Below are 16,280 nucleotides of genomic sequence, written 5' to 3'. Positions count from 1 at the left end.
AAGCCCATGAATGCGATTTTCAGCCTAGCATGAAAATCTTTTTTATTCAAACCAATATTAAGGATTATCTGAAGTGGTTTATCACGTTGTCGCCCTCCGATTCTTCACCGCATGGCCTTGACTTCTTCCAGCCGGCGCACGATGGGCGCGAACTCGCTCCGATAGCCGGGCGGCAGCCGGTCCAGGGCCGCCAGGCCTTCCTCCCGGGAGTCGAAGCTGCCGTACATGACGGTGAAGTTGGGCTGGCCGCCGGTGCGGGTGGGGTACACGTAGATCCTGTCCAGGTCAATGAGCTGCCGGGCTCGCTGCAAGAACCGTTCCATGCGCGCCGGCCGGATGTCGTTGGTCAGGAAAAGCTGCACGCTGTAGCTTTCCCCGGGACGGGTTTCCAGGAGCTCCCGCGCCGCCGCCACCCGTTGACCCAGCAGGGCGTATCCTTCGAGGGCAAGCTCTGAAAAGGAGGCCCCGGAAGCCGGCGACTCCGGTCGGGCATCCTGGACCCGCCCGGGGGCGGGCTCCGTCGGAGCGGAAGGCGATTCTCCTTGGCGCGAAGGCGGCCCTCCTGGGGCGGAGGGGGATTGTTGGGTCGTGGGGGAAGCTACCGCCTGGGGCGCTTCTATCGGATCGGCGCCGGGAAGGGGTTGGCCTTGGTAGAGCCAGCCGACGCCCGCTGCGAACCCCACCGCCAGGACGGAGAGGGTCAGGGCGGTAACGGGCGGGCGGCGCCGAGGCGCCAGCGCCGAATCCCGGATGGCCATTTTCACGTGGCGGGGCTCGATCCGATGGGAGTCCTCCACGAAGGCCGCAAGCAACGCCTTGTCGGCGAGGACGTTGATCCGCCGGGTGAGACCCTGGGACGCCCGGGCGATTGCCCGCACGGCCGCCGGGCTGAAGAGGTCCGGTCCCCGGTAGCCGGCCGCCCGCAGGCGAAACATGAGGTATTCGCCCACGGCGGGTCCGTCCAGGGGCGGCATCTGGAAGCTGTGGGTGATGCGGTCCCGGAGCTGGCGCATCTCCGGCCGGGCCAGGAGGGCGTCCAGCTCCGGCTGGCCGAACAGCACGAGGCGCAGGAGCTTGTGGCGGCCCGTCTCCAGGTTGGCGAGCAGCCGCAGCGCTTCCAGCGTCTCCGGGGACATGGCGTGGGCCTCGTCCACCAGCACCACCACGTACTTGCCCGCGGCGTGCTTGTCGATGAGGGCCTGGGAAAGGGCCTTGAGGGCCTGGGTCTGGCGCTCGCCCGCGAGATGGAGGCCCAGCTCGTCGGCCACGGCGTACAGGAGCTCGTCCGGGCTCAAGGCGGGGTGGCCCAGGTAGACCGTTTCCACCTCCGGCGGCAGCCGCTCCATCAGCACCCGGCATAGCATGGTCTTTCCGCTGCCCACTTCGCCCACCACCTTGACAATGCCCTCCACGTGGGTAAGGGCGTAAATGAGCGCCTCCAGCGTCGTGCCCCGGCGGGCGCCAGCGTAGAAGAAATCGGTGAGGGGGGTGATGCTGAAGGGCGGCTCGCTGAGCCCGAAGTGATCTAAATACACGCGAGGCGACTTGAATGCACGATTGCGCGGCTCAGGCGTTCTTGTCGCTCGACTCGCCCCGCGCCTCCATGCGGCTGTAGAGGGTGGTGCGGTTGATCCCCAGGAGCTTCGCCGCCTGGCTCACGTTTCCGTGGGTGAGCTGGAGAGCGGCCCGGATGTAGCTCTGCTCCCAGAGCTTCAGGGTCTGGTCCAGGCTGAATTCCCGCTCCCGCTGGAGTTGGCGGGTGGCGAGGGCCAGCAAGGCCTCCGGATCCCGCTGCAGCATGGCTTCGTCGGGGGAGGCGGCGGGCAGGTTCACGTCTAGCTCCGCCTCGAGCTGGCGGGCGTCCACCTGGCGTCCGGCGTACTTGGTGACCAGGCGGATGACGATGTTGCGTAGCTCCCGCACGTTGCCAGGAAAGGCATAGCGTTTCCACAGCTCCAAGGCGTCCGGGGCCAGCTCGAAGGGCTGGGCGTCCCCCTGGTCGGAGTAGAAGCGGCGGAAATGCTCCAGCAGCAGGAGCTTATCGCCGTCGAGTTCCCGCAGGGGCGGCACCTGGATGGTGAAGACGGAAAGCCGGTGGTAGAGGTCGGCGCGGAAGCGGCCCGAGCGCACCTCCTGGCGCAGGTCCCGGTTGGTGGCGGCGATTACCCGGGCGCTGCTCTTGCGCGTCTGGGTCTCGCCGACCCGCTGGAACTCGCCGTTCTCCAGCACCCGCAGCAGCTTGGGCTGTAGGTCTAACGGCAGCTCCCCGATCTCGTCCAGGAACAGGGTGCCGCCGCTCGCGTCCTCGAAGTAGCCGGACTTGGCGCCGGTCGCGCCGGTGAACGAGCCCTTGGCGTAGCCGAACAGGGTGGGCTCCACCAGGTTGGGGGAGATGGCGGCGCAATTGAGGGCGAGATAAGGGGCGCTCGGGTTGGCGGAGAGCTTGTGCAACGCCGCCGCCACCATCTCCTTGCCGCTGCCCGATTCCCCCTCGATCAGCACCGGGAACGGGGCCCGCGCGTACTGGCGGATCTGCTCTCGCATTTTCTGGATCGGCTCGCTCGAGCCGATGATGCCGTATTCCCCGGGCAGGGTTTCCTCTTCCCGCTTCAGCTCCCGGGCCCGGGCGTTGAGCGCCGCCATCAGGTGGGCCTTGATGTCCTCGGGCTCGCACGGCTTGGCGATGAAGTCCACCGCGCCGAGGGCCCGGGCATGCCGGGCGTTGGCCTCGTCGTTCTGCCCCGAGAGCACCAGGATCTTCATCTGCTCGGAATGGGCGAGGAGCTCCGAGATCAGGCGGAAGCCCTCGTCCGGCTGGTGGGGGATGGGGGGCAGCCCCAGGTCCACCAGGGCGAGATCGGGGGGCGGATCCAGTTGCCGCACCAGGCTGATGGCATGGGGCCGGGTCTCGGCCACGTGCACCTCGAAGTCCCGTCCTAGGACGAAGGCCAGGGTGTCGGTGATGAGGTTGTCATCGTCCACCACCAGCAGGACGGGCTTCCCGTCCGGCTGGCCTGGGACGCCGATGACGCCGGTGGCCGGTTGGCGGCGGTTGGGGGGACTCATGCGCATAAGTATACGGGTACGGTCCGTTGGGCGGGTACGGCCTGTCAACCTTGAGCCCCGTCCCGCTTGCTTCCCCCGGCTACCTGGGCGCTCGCCGCCGCGAACGGGGGATTCCCATGGGCCGGGACCACAGGAAAGGTTGAGAAGCTATCCACGCCTCGGATAGGATGGAAGCATCCCGCCGGTACGACGGGCAGCGAGAGTGCCCGGCGCACGTGCCGGCAAGGCGGGTCGGGTCGTGATGCGGGCGCAGGTTCGTTGGACACTTCTTGCGCGTCCATTTGCCCGCTACCTCCCTAAGGCGACTGTAGACAGGCTATCTTAACCCGGATATTTCATGAAGACGCCCCAGAAATGGAAGCCGCGATGGACAAGGTTATCGGGTCAGGGTCAAAACGCTTGAGTACCCCTTGCACCGCCGGGTTGTTCGGGACCTCCATCCTCCCGAGCCCCGTGTGAAATCCCCGACTTGAGCCGCTCTCCGCCATGACCCACGATTTCCTGGTGCACCTGGCCCTGGAGGCGCGGAGCCCCCGCGTTCGGGTTGACCCCGCCCTGGATGAAGCCCTGGCGCGGCTCGACGCCCTGCTGGAACGTCTTTGCCGGGACTTGCAGGTGGAATACGTGGGTCCTGCCGTCGGAGTGGAGGCTCGGGAGGTGCACCGGCTGGTGGTGGCGGCCCATGCCTGGACGGCGGGAGCGCCTTCCTGGGGCGTACGGGTCTGCTCCGCCCGGTCGCCTTCCGGTTGGCGCGCCGAGTGGACCCTCGCCAGTGCCGGGCGGCTGCGCAAGCGGCTGATCGTGAAGGCGCTGCCCGAGTTTTTGGAGGGTTTTGTCCAGGCGGTGACGGCGGCAGGCAAGGCCGGCACCCCCGCCGGCCGCCAACTCGCCCGTCTGTGGGAAGCCTTCTCCAGAAGCGGCCCGTCGGTGCTATGATCGGCGCCTGCTTCGAAACCGCCATTCCCATCCGCCCCCAACCGTGAGCTGGTTGCCCGACCTTTCCCTGGTGCGTCATCTGAGCGCCGCCGCCGAGCCCTATCGGGACCCGGTGGCCCGGGTGCGATGGGACGCCCTCTCCCTGGAAGACTTCTGGCTCCCCCGGGAAGCCCTGTCCCTCCACGGCCTGGCCCCCTTCGATGCCCTGGACGAGACCGCCCAGCGGCGGCTTTCCCAGTATGAATTCCTGGGCATCATCCGCGCCGGGCTCTGGTTCGAAGGCTTGTTCATGGCCCGGCTCGCCCGGCGGCTGCGGCGGCCCCTACCTTTGGCGAACCACGTGTACCTGCTGCGGGAACTGCAGGAGGAGGCGGGCCACAGCCTCATGTTCCTCACCCTTATGGACAAAAGCGGGCTCGCCCTGCCGGGAGGGTACCAGCCCCTCCCACCGAGCGCCGGGTGGCTCGGCCAGTGGCTCCCGGTAGACGGCCCCCTATTCTGGCTTGCCGTGCTGATCGGCGAGGACGTGCCGGACAAGCTGAACCGTTATTTGCGACAGCAGCCCGAGGGGGCGGTGAACCCCGCGGTGCGGGATATCTGCCTCATGCACATGATGGACGAGGCCCGCCACCTGGCCTTCGCCCGTCGGACCCTCGAGGCGGGGCTAACTGGACTCGGGCCGGCGAGCCGCCGGTGGATGGGCTGGGTTCTGGGCCGCCTGCTCAGGATCATGGCAGAGGCCATGTTCTTTCCCCAACCCGCCCTCTACGAGGCGGCGGGCTTGACGCCAGGCCGCCGCTGGCTGGCCCTCGCCCGCTCGAACCCCCATCGATGGGAATTCGTCCGGCGCCTGCTCAGCCCCACCGTGCGACTGCTCCAGGGCTACGGCTTCAACGTGTCCATGGGCTGACGGGAACGGTCGCCTCCAGGGCCGCCCGGCAGTCATACCGAGGCCGCCAGGCCAGCTCAGTGCGCGCCCGGGCGCAGTCCAGGGTCAAGGGGCGGGCAAGTCCCTCCACCCAGCCGGGCTCGCCGAAAAGCCCGGTCAGACGCCAGCCCCAACCCACGAGGCGCCGGGCGGCGGCGAGGCTCAACGGGATCGCCCGGCGGTGGCGCTCGCAAACGGCGTCGCGAAAGGAGAAACTCCCTTCCCCGGCCAGGTTGAACGGCCCGCGGGCGTCGCCCGTCAGGCCCGCGACCACGGCCTGGGCCACGTCTTCTTCGTGCACGCACTGGAGCCGGGGCTGGGGCTCGGGAAGGCGCACGTAGAACGGCTGGGCGAGGAGGGCCTTGAGGAGGGGTTGGCAGCGGGGCCCCACGATGGCGTGGGGGCGCAGCCGCACCGCCTCCGGGTCGCAAGCCTCGAGCGCCCGCTCTACCTCCGCCTTATGGCAGGCGTATGCAAACCCGGGCAGCGGCGCGAAGGGCGCCGCTTCGTCGAGGGCCTCGCCGGCGCCGTAGACCGCCGCGCTGGAGAGGAAAATCCGCCGCCTCACGCCTAGGCTCCTGGCCCGCTCGAACAGGGACAGGGTCCCCTCCACGTTGACGGCACCCATGGCGGACAAGGCCGTGCGGCCCCGCAGGACCACGAAGGCGAGGTGCACCAAGGCATCTACCCCGGCGAGCCATCGATCCAGGCCGGGCGCGCCCAGGTCCACCCGGCGGCCTTGGAACTTGGGATGGGCGAAGGGGGCGGGACGCAAGTCGATGCCCCGCACTTCCTCCACTCGGGCGTGCCGGCACAGGGCCGGCAGCACCGCCCGGGCGAGGCGCCCCGCAGCCCCAGTCACCACCACCTTCATGGCGTCGCCCGGGAGAAGCGAGGAAGCACATGGGTGGCGAGGCAGGCGAGGGATTCCTGCGCCACCTCGGTGGGCACCGCCCCCGCCCCGACGGCGAGGAGCAGGTGGGTGACGCCCGCCGCCTCGTAGGCCCGCAGCCGCTCCGCGCACTCGTCCGGGTCGCCCACCACCACCATGCCGAACCGCTCCAGGAACGGAAGGTGGATGCCCAGGCGGGCGAGGGCCCGGAAGCGGCCCAGCTCGCGAAAGTGTTCGTAGCCTGGATACAGGCTTTCCAGGACCGGGAGGGTGGTGCGATACAGGGCCCGGTAGAACCAGGTGAAGGCTTCCGCCGCGAGCCGCCGCGCCCGCTCCCCGTCCTCCAGGCACAGGACCCCTACCGTCATGGCCGCCCGGGGAGGCGCCGGGCTGTTCCAGGCCCGACGGTAGCGTTCCAAATCGTGGCGCACCATGAACCAGGGCTTGAACGGGCCGGCCAGCACCCCGAGCCCCCGCTGCGCCGCCCACTCGAAGGTGTCGGGGCTCACCGCCGCGGTCCATAGGGGCGGGTGGGGCGTCTGAGTCCCACGGGGCACCAGTTCGAGGCCGTCGAGCCGCCAGAAGGTCCCCTGGTAGGTGAGGGGAACGGGCTCGAAGGAGCGGCGCAGGATCGCCAGCGCTTCCTCTACCCGCGCCCGGCTCTCCCCCATGGGAACGCCGAACACCTCGAACTCCTTGGGGGAGAAACCCCGACCCACCCCCACTTCCACCCGGCCGCCGGAAAGCAGATCCAGGGTGGCCACCCGCTCGGCCACGTGCACCGGGTGGTGCAGGGGGAGGGGGATCACGCCGAAGCCGAGCCGAAGATTGCGGGTGCGGCTAGCCGCGGCGGCGAGGAACAGCTCCGGCTTGGAGCAATGGGAGTATTGGGGCATGAAGTGATGCTCCACCACCCAGGCGCAGCGGAAGCCCAGCCGGTCCGCCAAGGCGATCTCCTCCAGCGCGTCCTGGTAGGTGGCGAGCTCGCTGCGAGCGAGCTGGGGCGGGACCGCCAGCTCGTAGAACAGATCGAAGTGCACGGAAAGCCGCGGGATTCGAAGGCGTAGCGGCCTATAATGCCAGTCCATGGACGCCGCTCCAACGTATCGCGTTCACGTGGGCGCCGTCGGCTGGGAGCATCCCCACTGGGTCGGGTCCTTCTACCCCGAAGACCTGCCGGCCGAGTGGCGCCTCGCCTTCTACAACCAGTGGTTCGACTGCGTGCTGGTGCCCGAGAGCCGCTGGATCGCCGCCACCGAAGAGGAGCTGATCGGCTGGCGGGAGGACACGCTCGCGCGCTTTCGCTTCGTCCTGGAGTCGGGCTCCGCGTCTCCGCAGGCCCGGGCCCGGGCCGCCTGCCTTGGGCCGAAACTAGGGATGTGGTATCCGGAGGGAGCCCGGGCGGAAGGGGGCCCGCGGCTCGAGTGGCTCACTCCGGACGAGGACTTGAAGGAGCTCGCCGCGCGCATCCAGACGCTCACCCGGGAGCCGGGGGAGCTCTACCTCATCGGCCGCCGCGCCGACGCGGCGTATTTGAACCGGGTGGTGACCCTGCTAGAGCTCCTGCGACTCTGAGGCCCGAAGGAGCGGCCGGTGTGGCGAGGCCCATGGCGGCCTGGGACCTGTCCGGCGGCTCGCCAGCCAGGGTATGACGGGCGAAAAGGACGTTCTTGGGGCCGGCTTCGCGGGTTTGTCCCGCCCCCCGTCCAACGGCTAAAATTCGGTTTTTTTACGTTCTTGGCCCATGGCGCCCGAAAACGTGGTGGAGATCCGCGATCTCGCCTTCAGCTACGATCGGCGGCCCATCTTCCGGGGCCTGAGCCTTTCCTTGCCCCGGGGGCGCGTGGTGGCGATCATGGGCGGCTCGGGCTCGGGCAAGACCACCCTGCTGCGCCTGATCGGCGGGCAGTTGAAGCCCCAGCGGGGGGAAGTGCGGGTGAACGGCCAGGCGGTGCACCGGCTGTCCACCGAGGAGCTGTACCGGCTGCGGCGGCGCATGGGCATGTTGTTCCAGTTCGGCGCCCTGTTCACCGATTTGACGGTGTTCGAAAACGTGGCTTTCCCCCTGAGGGAGCACACCGCCCTGCCCGAGTCCATGATCCGGGACCTGGTGCTCATGAAGCTCCACGCGGTGGGCTTGAGGGGCGCGCGCAGCCTCATGCCCTCGGAGCTCTCCGGCGGCATGGCGCGGCGGGTGGCCCTCGCCCGGGCGATCGCCCTGGACCCCATGCTGATCTTGTACGACGAGCCGTTCACCGGCCTCGACCCGATCTCCCTGGGGATCATCGGCGACCTGATCCGGCGCCTGAACGATGCCCTGGGGGCCACCTCCGTGGTGGTGACCCACGACATCCAGGAGTCCCTGCACATCGTCGATTACATCTATCTCCTGTCGGAAGGGCGGGTGATCGCCCAGGGCACGCCCGAGGAAATCCGCGCCTCCTCCGACCCCTACGTGGACCAGTTCATCCACGCCAAGAAGGACGGGCCCGTGGCGTTCCATTACCCGGCCCCCGACTACGACCGGGACCTGATGGGGAGCGGGGCGTGACGGGCGGGCTTCTGGACACGCTGGCCGGCCTCGGCACCCGGGTGGCGCAGGGGGTCAAGCGGCTCGGTTACGCGGCGCGCTTCGTGGGTGCGATCCTGCGCTATTCGGGGCCTTCTTTTCGGCGCTTCCGCCTGGTGATCAAGGAAATGTTCGCGGCGGGGGTGCTGTCCCTGGTGATCGTCGTGGTCTCGGGCCTGTTCGTCGGCATGGTGCTGGGCCTGCAAGGCTTCGACACCCTGGTCGACTACGCTTCCGAAGAGAGGCTGGGGGTGCTGGTGGCCCTGTCCCTGCTGCGGGAGCTGGGGCCGGTGGTGACGGCGCTGCTCTTCGCCGGCCGGGCGGGGACCTCCATCACCGCCGAGATCGGCCTGATGAAGGCTACGGAGCAGCTCACCGCCATGGACATGATGGCGGTGAATCCCGTCGGGCGGGTGGTGGCGCCCCGGTTCTGGGGCGGTTTTCTCGCCATGCCGCTGCTCGCCGCCATCTTCAGCGCCGTGGGCATCTTCGGCGGCTACCTGATCGGCGTGGTGTTCCTGGGGGTGGACGACGGGGCGTTCTGGTCCCAGATGCAGGAAGGCGTCGACCTGCGCGAGGACGTGCTGAACGGGGCGATCAAGAGCCTGGTGTTCGGCGCGGCGGTCTCCGCCATCGCGGTGTTCGAGGGTTTCGACGCGGAGCCCACGGCGGAGGGCGTGGCCCGCGCCACCACCCGCACGGTGGTCACCTCCTCCCTGGCGGTGCTGGGCCTGGACTACGTCTTGACCTCCTTCATGTTCAGAGGAGTCTGAATCGTGGAACGGCGCGCGATCGACATTTGGGTAGGGCTGTTCGTGCTGGCGGGCATCGGGGCGCTCCTGATCCTGGCGCTCAAGGTGGGCAACGCCAGCACCTTCTTCGCCGGCGACACCTACCGGGTGGTGGCCGAGTTCGACAACATCGGGGGGCTGAAGGTGCGGGCCCCGGTGCGCAGCGCCGGCGTGCTGGTGGGACGGGTGGAGAGCATCACCTTCGACAACGAACGCTACGTGGCCCGGGTCACCCTGGCGATCGACAAGCGCTACCGGTTCCCCAAGGATACGACGGCGTCCATCCTCACCTCGGGACTGCTCGGGGAGCAGTACATCGGGCTGGACGCCGGCGGCGACGAGCAGATGCTCGCCGACGGGGACACGATCAAGCTCACCCAGTCGGCCGTGGTCCTGGAAAAGTTGATCGGCCAGTTCCTCTACGGCCGGGCCGCCGAAGGCGGCGCCCAATGAACGCGGTTTTCCCATGATCGGGAGGCAGACATGCGATTGATCCATTTGGTGCTGGCCCTGGGCCTGCTGGCGGCGGCCCCGGCGCGGGCGGAGCTGGCGCCCGACGAGCTGGTGAAGAAGACGGCCGACGAGGTGCTCGCCATCGTGCGCGCCGACCAGGCATTGCAGGCCGGCGATCCCAAGAAAGTGCTCGCCCTGGTGGAGGAGAAGGTGCTCCCCCACTTCGACTTCACCCGCATGACCCGGCTCGCCATGGGCCGGCACTGGCGGGAAGCCACGCCCGAGCAGCAGCAGCAGATCGTTCGGGAGTTCCGCGAGCTGCTGGTGCGCACCTACACCGCGGCCTTCACCTCCTACAAGGGCCAGAGCGTCGCCTATAAGCCCTTCCGGATGGAGCCCGGCGCCACCGACGTCACCGTGCGTACCGAGATCGTCAATCCCGACGGGCGCCCGCCGATTCCGGTGGACTACAGCATGGTCAAGACGCCCAACGGCTGGAAGGTCTACGACGTGGCCATCGAGAACGTGAGCCTGGTGGCCACCTACCGTGGCACCTTCACCGAGGAAATCCGCCGCGGCGGGATCGACGGCCTGATCAAGAGCCTGCGGGACAAGAACCAGAGCCTGGCCCAACAGGGGCCGAAGAGGGGCTGAGGCGGGCGTGGAGGCCAGCGTCCGACGGGAAGGGGAAACCCTCCTGGTGGAGGGACCGGTCACCTTCGCGAGCGTCCCCGCCCTCTTCGCGGCGGGGCGCGAGGCGATGGCTCGGGACGACGGGGAGGTGCGGGTGGACCTGTCCCGAGTCACGGAGGCGGACTCCGCCGCGGTGAGCCTGCTCGTCCACTGGTGGCGGGATGCCCGCCGCCGGGGGCTCGCCTTCGCCGTCCTCCATCCGCCTAAGAGCGTGACAGGGCTCGCCCAGGTGTACGGGGTGGACCGGCTCCTCGGCCTGCCCGGCTCCGACGCTTAAATCCGGGTCTTTCACGAGTTCGGCCAGAAGGAATGGGCGCCGTCATCGACTTGCGGGCGGTTCACAAGGCCTTCGGGGCGATCAAGGCCCTGGACGGGGTGAGCCTATCCGTCGAGCAGGGGGAATTTTTCGCCCTCCTCGGCCCCAACGGGGCCGGCAAGACCACCCTCATCAACATCATTGCAGGCCTCACCCGCGCCACCTCGGGAAGCGTCCGGGTGATGGGCTTCGACGTGGTGGCGGATTACCGGCTCGCGCGGCGCGCTCTGGGGGTGGTGCCCCAGGAGCTGGTGTTCGATCCCTTTTTCACCGTGCGGGAGACTCTGCGGATCCAGTCGGGCTACTACGGCCTCGCCCGCAACGACGACTGGATCGACGAGGTGATGCATCACCTGGACCTGGCGGACAAGGCGGATCGCAACATGCGGGCCCTCTCCGGCGGCATGAAGCGGCGGGTCCTGGTGGCCCAGGCCCTGGTGCACAAGCCCCCGGTCATCGTGCTGGACGAGCCCACCGCCGGGGTGGACGTGGAGCTGCGCCAGGGGCTGTGGAACTTCGTGCGCAGGCTCAACCGGGACGGCCACACTATCGTGCTCACCACCCACTACCTGGAGGAAGCGGAGACCTTGTGCTCCCGCATCGCCATGCTCAAGCAGGGACGCATCGTGGCCCTGGACACCACCGCCAACCTGCTCTCCACCGTGTCCGGCCGCTATCTCAAGCTCAAGCTTGCGCCGGATCAGCTTCCGGCGAGCCTCCATGCGCTGCTAGCCGGCGAAGAACAGGGCCGCTTCGTGCTGGCGCTTCCCGACTACGGCAGCCTGGAGACGGTGCTTGCCACCCTGCGGGAAGCGCGGATCCAGATCCTGGACCTGGAGCTGGCCCAGCCGGACCTGGAAGAAGTCTTCGTGAGCATCATGAACCGTGAATAACTGGATCGGCTTCAAGACCCTGTTCTACAAGGAGTGGCTGCGCTTCTGGAAGGTGGCGTTCCAGACCGTCGCCGCGCCCCTGCTCACCACGCTCCTTTATCTTCTCATCTTCTCCCACGTGCTGGAGAGTCACGTGGAAGCCTTCCCCGGCGTGCCGTACACGGCTTTCCTGGTGCCGGGCCTGGCCATGATGGCGGTGCTGCAGAACGCCTTCGCCAACAGCTCCTCCAGCCTGATCCAGTCCAAGATCACCGGCAACATCGTGTTCGTGCTGCTGCCGCCCCTGTCCCACCGGGACATGCTGCTCGCCTACGTGCTGGCGGCCATGGCTCGGGGGCTCATCGTCGGACTAGGGGTGTTGCTCCTCTCCGCAGCCTTCGTCGCGCTACCGGTGCGCCACGCCCCGTGGGTGCTCGCCTTCGCCGTCCTGGGCAGCGCCATCGCCGGCAGCCTGGGGCTCGTCGCCGGCATTTGGGCGGAGAAGTTCGATCAGCTCGCCGCCTTCCAGAACTTCATTATCATGCCCCTCACCTTTCTCGCCGGGGTGTTCTACTCGGTGCACTCCCTGCCGGGCTTCTGGCAGGCGGTTTCCCACTTGAACCCGTTCTTCTACATGATCGACGGGTTCCGCTACGGCTTTTTCGGCGTCTCCGACGTCCCGCCCCCCGTGAGCCTGGCGATTGTGGGGGCGTGTTTTTTGGCGATATCATTGGGCGCGCTCTGGCTGCTCAAAATGGGCTATAAGCTGCGCCAGTAGCGGCGGGGAAACGACCATGGTATTCGCCGAAGACATCAAGCGCATCATTGAACAGGGCCTCGCTTGCGATTACGTGGAAGTGGAGGGCGACGGCCAGCACTTCGAGGCGATCGTGGTGAGCCCCGAGTTCCGGGGCAAGACCATGGTCCAGCAACATCAGCTCGTTTACCGGGCGCTGGGCAGCCGCATGCGCGGGGAGATCCACGCCCTGTCCATGAAGACCTACACGCCCGAGCAGTGGGCGCAGGCGCGCCCCTAGCGGCCCAGCCCCCATGCAGAAGCTGAGGATCGAGGGGGGAGCGCCGCTCTCCGGGGAGGTGCGGATCTCCGGGGCCAAGAACGCCGCGCTCCCCATCCTGTGCGCCTCGCTCCTCACCCCAGAGCCCCTGTTCGTCGAGAACATTCCCCACCTGCGGGACGTGACCACTACCCTGGGGCTGCTGGCCCAGATGGGGGTCTCCGTGTCCCTGGACGAGAAGCTTGGGGTAGAGCTTTGCGCCCGGGAGCTCACCCGCCTGGTGGCGCCCTACGAGTTGGTGAAAACCATGCGCGCGTCGATCCTGGTGCTGGGCCCCTTGCTCGCCCGCAAGGGCTACGCGGAGGTGTCCCTGCCTGGCGGCTGCGCCATCGGCCTGCGGCCGGTGGACCAGCACATCAAGGGGCTGCAGGCGATGGGCGCGGAGATCGCCATCGAGCACGGCTTCATCGTGGCCAAGGCGGCTCGGCTTCGGGGAACGCGAATCGTCATGGATCTCGTCACGGTGACCGGGACGGAGAACCTAATGATGGCCGCGACCCTGGCGGAGGGCGTCACGATACTGGAAAATGCCGCCCGAGAACCGGAAGTGGTAGATCTCGCCCGTTGCCTGAACGCCATGGGTGCGCGCATCGCCGGTGCGGGCTCGGACGTGATCACCGTCGAGGGGGTGCCCAGGCTTCACGGCGCCCGTCACCGGGTCATGCCCGACCGGATCGAGACCGGCACCTATCTGGCGGCGGCGGCGGTCACCGGCGGGCGCGTGCGGCTCAGGGAAACCCGCGGCGACATCCTGGACGCGGTGCTCGCCAAGTTTGCCGAGGCGGGGGCCCGAATCGACCAGGGGGCGGACTGGATCGAACTCGCCATGCCCGGGAGGCTCCGGGCGGTGAGCGTGCGCACGGCTCCCTATCCCGGCTTTCCCACCGACATGCAGGCCCAGTTCATGCTGCTCAACGCGGTGGCCGAGGGCACCGCGGTGGTCACCGAAACCGTGTTCGAAAACCGTTTCATGCACGTGCAGGAGCTCAAACGCATGGGCGCCGACATCGAGGTGGAGGGCAATACCGCGGTGGTGCGAGGCGTGCCGCGTCTCTCGGGGGCCAACGTGATGGCCACGGACCTGCGCGCCTCCGCCTGCCTGGTGCTGGCGGGGCTGGTGGCCGAGGGGGAGACGGTGGTGGACCGCATCTACCACATCGACCGTGGCTACGAGTGCATCGAGGAGAAGCTCACCCAGCTCGGGGCACGCATCCGGCGGGTGAATTGACCATGGCGGAGCGCAAATTCGGCTTCGGCACCCTGTGCCTGCACGCCGGCGCCATCCCGGATCCCGCGACCGGCGCCCGTGCCGTGCCCATCTACCAGACCACCTCCTTCGTGTTTGACAGCGCCGACCATGCCGCCTCCCTCTTCAACCTGCAGACCTTCGGCAACGTCTACACGCGGATCATGAACCCCACCACCGCCGTGTTCGAGGAGCGCATGGCGGCGCTGGAGAGCGGGCGCGCGGCGGTGGCCACGGCCACCGGCCAGGCGGCGGAGATGACCGCGCTCCTCACCCTATGCAACGCGGGCGACGAGATCGTGTCCGCTTCCACCTTGTACGGGGGCACCTACACCCTGTTCGGCTTCAACTTCGAGAAGCTGGGCATCAAAGTACGCTTCGTCGATCCGGACGATCCGGAAAACTTCCGCCGCGCCATCACGGAGAAGACCCGCTGCCTCTACGCCGAGACCGTCGGCAACCCCCTCATGAACGTGGCGGACATCGAGGCCATCGCGGGAATCGCCCACGAAGCGGGGATCCCTCTGGTTGTCGACAACACGGTGGCCACTCCGTACCTCTGCCGTCCCATCGAGTGGGGCGCGGACATCGTAGTGCACTCGGCCACCAAGTACATCGGCGGCCACGGCACCACCATGGGGGGCGTGCTGGTCGAGTCGGGCAAGTTCCCGTGGGGCAACGGCAAGTTTCCGGAGATGGTGACCCCGTCCAAGGGCTACCACGGGGTGATCTTCCATGAGACCTTCGGCGACTTCGGGTTCGCCATGCGGGCGCGGATGGAGACCTTGCGCACCCTGGGACCCGCGCTCTCGCCCTTGAACGCCTGGCTGCTGCTGCAGGGGCTGGAAACGCTGCACCTGCGCATGGAGCGCCACTGCGCTAACGCCCTGGCGGTGGCGCAGTTCCTCCAGGACCATCCGCTGGTTTCCTGGGTGAGCTATCCGGGGCTGCCCGGCGACAAGTACCACGCCCTGGCAAAGAAGTACCTGCCCAAGGGGACAAGCGGGTTACTCGCTTTCGGCGTGAAGGGCGGCATGGAGGCGGGTGTCAAGTTCATCGAGGCGGCCCAGCTCATGTCCCACCTCGCCAACATCGGCGACGCCAAGACTCTAGTGATCCATCCCGCTTCCACTACCCACCGCCAGCTCACCGAGGAAGAGCAGGCCAAGGCCGGCGTGACTCCGGACATGGTCCGCATCTCCGTGGGCATCGAGGACCTGGACGACATCCTGTGGGACATCGACCAGGCCCTCGCCCGGTCCCAGCGGGGCTAGCGAGCAGCTTACTCATCGCGACGGATGGGCAATAGCTCCTGCAACACCCTCGCCGCCTCCTGAATGCCGGTGGGGCGGGCTGCCGCCGGGCGGGGCAGCGCCAGCAGCCGCTCCACCGTGGTCTGGAGTTCCCGTGACGCGAGATCCTCGGGCGGCAGCACTTCGCATCGGGCGTGGGACCGTAGCCACTCCACGAGATGGGGCGTCTCCGGCCAGTCGGGCCGCGCCAGCGTCACCACCGCGGCGCCGGCGCAGGCGGCTTCCACGAAGGTGCCGTAACCGGGCTTGGTGAGCACCAGGTCGGAGGAGGCGATCAGGTCGCCGAAAGGGAGGTCCAGCCGGTCGAATGGGGTCGCATCCTCCCGTTCGGGGGCCGCATCCCCTGGCGTCAGCCAGTGGAGGCCAGGGATACGGGGAAGGCTGTCCAGGGGCAAGAGGGCGGGAATTCCGCCCAGGGCTACCAGGGCGAGGCGCGTCGTCCCTTCGAGGTGGAGCCGGGCGCGGATTTCCGCCGAGCGGCTGCGTCCCAGCCGGGCCACGGGTCCCACCAGGATCGGCTCCAGCTCCGGCATGGGCATGCCCGGCGTAAGCGCGATGAAGCGGGTCGCATCCCGGTAGGCGGCGAGCATCCGGGCAGCGATTTCCCCGGCCCCTTCGAAAGTTCCGCAATAGGATTGGAACATGGCGGCCCAATGGAACGAACCGATGCCCACCGCCGGAACGCCGGCCCGGCGCGCGGCGGCTAGCGGCAGGCAGCTCACGGCCGAGAGCACCAGGTCGACCCGGAGCGTCTTGAGGGCCCGGGCAGCTTCCGCCACCTCTGCGTCCCAGCGGGTATGAAGCGCCCGATAGGTGTCGTAGGAAGCCCTGGGCAGCACCGTCATGGCATCGGCCATGACAAGTCCCGGCTCCGGTCCCGGCGCCAGCACTTGCAGCTCCCCTTGGAAATGGGACGCTAGCACCGGGCGGGGCGCCGCGGAGCGCACCGTCACACGCAACCGGGGAAGGCGCTCCCCCAGGGCGTTCACCACGGGGGCGCACTGGGCGATATGCCCGTAGCCGTGGGGCGAGATGTCGACCAGCAGGTGCATGGAGGCGAGCGGGATTTTACGCCTAAAATGGAAGCGAGCCCGGAGCCACGGGCCGCCGCCCGCTGGCACCATCGCGC

18 protein-coding genes are annotated in these 16,280 nt (G+C 68.3%); 13 read left to right on the top strand and 5 right to left on the bottom strand.

Annotated elements, in window-relative coordinates; all coding sequences use genetic code 11:
- Positions 1-104 precede the first annotated feature (104 nt).
- Positions 105-1,535, bottom strand: coding sequence for an AAA family ATPase (locus ACUVYZ_RS05950; protein ID WP_439933273.1), 1,431 nt, complete (start codon positions 1,533-1,535; stop codon positions 105-107).
- A gap of 31 nt (positions 1,536-1,566) precedes the next feature.
- Positions 1,567-3,066, bottom strand: coding sequence for a sigma-54-dependent transcriptional regulator (locus ACUVYZ_RS05945; RefSeq protein ID WP_446033042.1), 1,500 nt, complete (start codon positions 3,064-3,066; stop codon positions 1,567-1,569).
- 486 nt (positions 3,067-3,552) lie between these two features.
- On the opposite strand from ACUVYZ_RS05945, the gene ACUVYZ_RS05940 reads away from it, so the two are divergent.
- Together ACUVYZ_RS05940 and ACUVYZ_RS05935 are read left to right on the top strand one after the other, a co-directional pair.
- Complete coding sequence (locus tag ACUVYZ_RS05940; protein WP_439933275.1) at positions 3,553-4,002, top strand: hypothetical protein; 450 nt, start codon at positions 3,553-3,555, stop codon at positions 4,000-4,002.
- A gap of 43 nt (positions 4,003-4,045) precedes the next feature.
- Positions 4,046-4,912 carry a diiron oxygenase gene (locus ACUVYZ_RS05935; RefSeq protein ID WP_439933276.1) on the top strand — a complete coding sequence of 289 codons (867 nt, stop codon included), beginning with the start codon at positions 4,046-4,048 and terminating at the stop codon, positions 4,910-4,912.
- Here ACUVYZ_RS05935 and ACUVYZ_RS05930 read toward each other — a convergent pair.
- Positions 4,893-5,804, bottom strand: coding sequence for an NAD-dependent epimerase/dehydratase family protein (locus ACUVYZ_RS05930; RefSeq protein ID WP_439933277.1), 912 nt, complete (start codon positions 5,802-5,804; stop codon positions 4,893-4,895). The two genes, ACUVYZ_RS05935 and ACUVYZ_RS05930, sit on opposite strands and share 20 nt — an antisense overlap.
- Entirely contained in the window at positions 5,801-6,862 is a 1,062-nt protein-coding gene (locus ACUVYZ_RS05925; RefSeq protein WP_439933409.1) for an LLM class flavin-dependent oxidoreductase, read from the bottom strand. Before ACUVYZ_RS05925 ends, ACUVYZ_RS05930 begins: the two co-directional genes overlap by 4 nt.
- Positions 6,863-6,908: 46 nt before the next feature.
- On the opposite strand from ACUVYZ_RS05925, the gene ACUVYZ_RS05920 reads away from it, so the two are divergent.
- The 11 genes from ACUVYZ_RS05920 (at position 6,909) to ACUVYZ_RS05870 (ending at position 15,112) form a co-directional block, all read left to right on the top strand.
- Positions 6,909-7,397 carry a hypothetical protein gene (locus ACUVYZ_RS05920; protein ID WP_439933278.1) on the top strand — a complete coding sequence of 163 codons (489 nt, stop codon included), beginning with the start codon at positions 6,909-6,911 and terminating at the stop codon, positions 7,395-7,397.
- Positions 7,398-7,566: 169 nt separating this feature from the next.
- Positions 7,567-8,373: an ABC transporter ATP-binding protein gene (locus ACUVYZ_RS05915; protein ID WP_439933279.1), complete on the top strand. Its 807-nt coding sequence runs from the start codon at positions 7,567-7,569 to the stop codon at positions 8,371-8,373.
- Positions 8,370-9,164, top strand: coding sequence for a lipid asymmetry maintenance ABC transporter permease subunit MlaE (mlaE, locus tag ACUVYZ_RS05910; RefSeq protein ID WP_439933280.1), 795 nt, complete (start codon positions 8,370-8,372; stop codon positions 9,162-9,164). Before ACUVYZ_RS05915 ends, mlaE begins: the two co-directional genes overlap by 4 nt.
- A gap of 3 nt (positions 9,165-9,167) precedes the next feature.
- The gene (gene mlaD / locus ACUVYZ_RS05905; RefSeq protein ID WP_439933281.1) at positions 9,168-9,635 is read left to right on the top strand and encodes an outer membrane lipid asymmetry maintenance protein MlaD; all 468 of its coding nucleotides are present in this window, start codon (positions 9,168-9,170) and stop codon (positions 9,633-9,635) included.
- A gap of 30 nt (positions 9,636-9,665) precedes the next feature.
- Positions 9,666-10,289 carry an MlaC/ttg2D family ABC transporter substrate-binding protein gene (locus tag ACUVYZ_RS05900; RefSeq protein ID WP_439933282.1) on the top strand — a complete coding sequence of 208 codons (624 nt, stop codon included), beginning with the start codon at positions 9,666-9,668 and terminating at the stop codon, positions 10,287-10,289.
- A gap of 7 nt (positions 10,290-10,296) precedes the next feature.
- On the top strand, positions 10,297-10,605 hold the full coding sequence (locus ACUVYZ_RS05895; protein WP_439933283.1) for an STAS domain-containing protein: 309 nt from the start codon (positions 10,297-10,299) through the stop codon (positions 10,603-10,605).
- Between the two features lie 32 nt (positions 10,606-10,637).
- Positions 10,638-11,537, top strand: coding sequence for an ABC transporter ATP-binding protein (locus ACUVYZ_RS05890; protein ID WP_439933284.1), 900 nt, complete (start codon positions 10,638-10,640; stop codon positions 11,535-11,537).
- The gene (locus ACUVYZ_RS05885) at positions 11,530-12,294 is read left to right on the top strand and encodes an ABC transporter permease (protein WP_439933285.1); all 765 of its coding nucleotides are present in this window, start codon (positions 11,530-11,532) and stop codon (positions 12,292-12,294) included. The genes ACUVYZ_RS05890 and ACUVYZ_RS05885 overlap by 8 nt, the downstream gene beginning before the upstream one ends.
- A gap of 16 nt (positions 12,295-12,310) precedes the next feature.
- Complete coding sequence (locus ACUVYZ_RS05880) at positions 12,311-12,553, top strand: BolA family protein (protein WP_439933286.1); 243 nt, start codon at positions 12,311-12,313, stop codon at positions 12,551-12,553.
- Between the two features lie 13 nt (positions 12,554-12,566).
- Positions 12,567-13,820 carry a UDP-N-acetylglucosamine 1-carboxyvinyltransferase gene (murA, locus tag ACUVYZ_RS05875; RefSeq protein ID WP_439933287.1) on the top strand — a complete coding sequence of 418 codons (1,254 nt, stop codon included), beginning with the start codon at positions 12,567-12,569 and terminating at the stop codon, positions 13,818-13,820.
- 2 nt (positions 13,821-13,822) lie between these two features.
- On the top strand, positions 13,823-15,112 hold the full coding sequence (locus tag ACUVYZ_RS05870; protein WP_439933288.1) for an O-acetylhomoserine aminocarboxypropyltransferase/cysteine synthase family protein: 1,290 nt from the start codon (positions 13,823-13,825) through the stop codon (positions 15,110-15,112).
- 8 nt (positions 15,113-15,120) lie between these two features.
- Here the strand turns inward: ACUVYZ_RS05870 and ACUVYZ_RS05865 are convergent, their stop codons facing one another.
- Positions 15,121-16,203, bottom strand: coding sequence for a hypothetical protein (locus ACUVYZ_RS05865; protein ID WP_439933289.1), 1,083 nt, complete (start codon positions 16,201-16,203; stop codon positions 15,121-15,123).
- Positions 16,204-16,280 lie beyond the last annotated feature (77 nt).

The sequence above is a fragment of the Pelomicrobium sp. P1 genome, from assembly GCF_052805615.1.
This window is presented reverse-complemented; position numbering and strand designations above follow the sequence as displayed.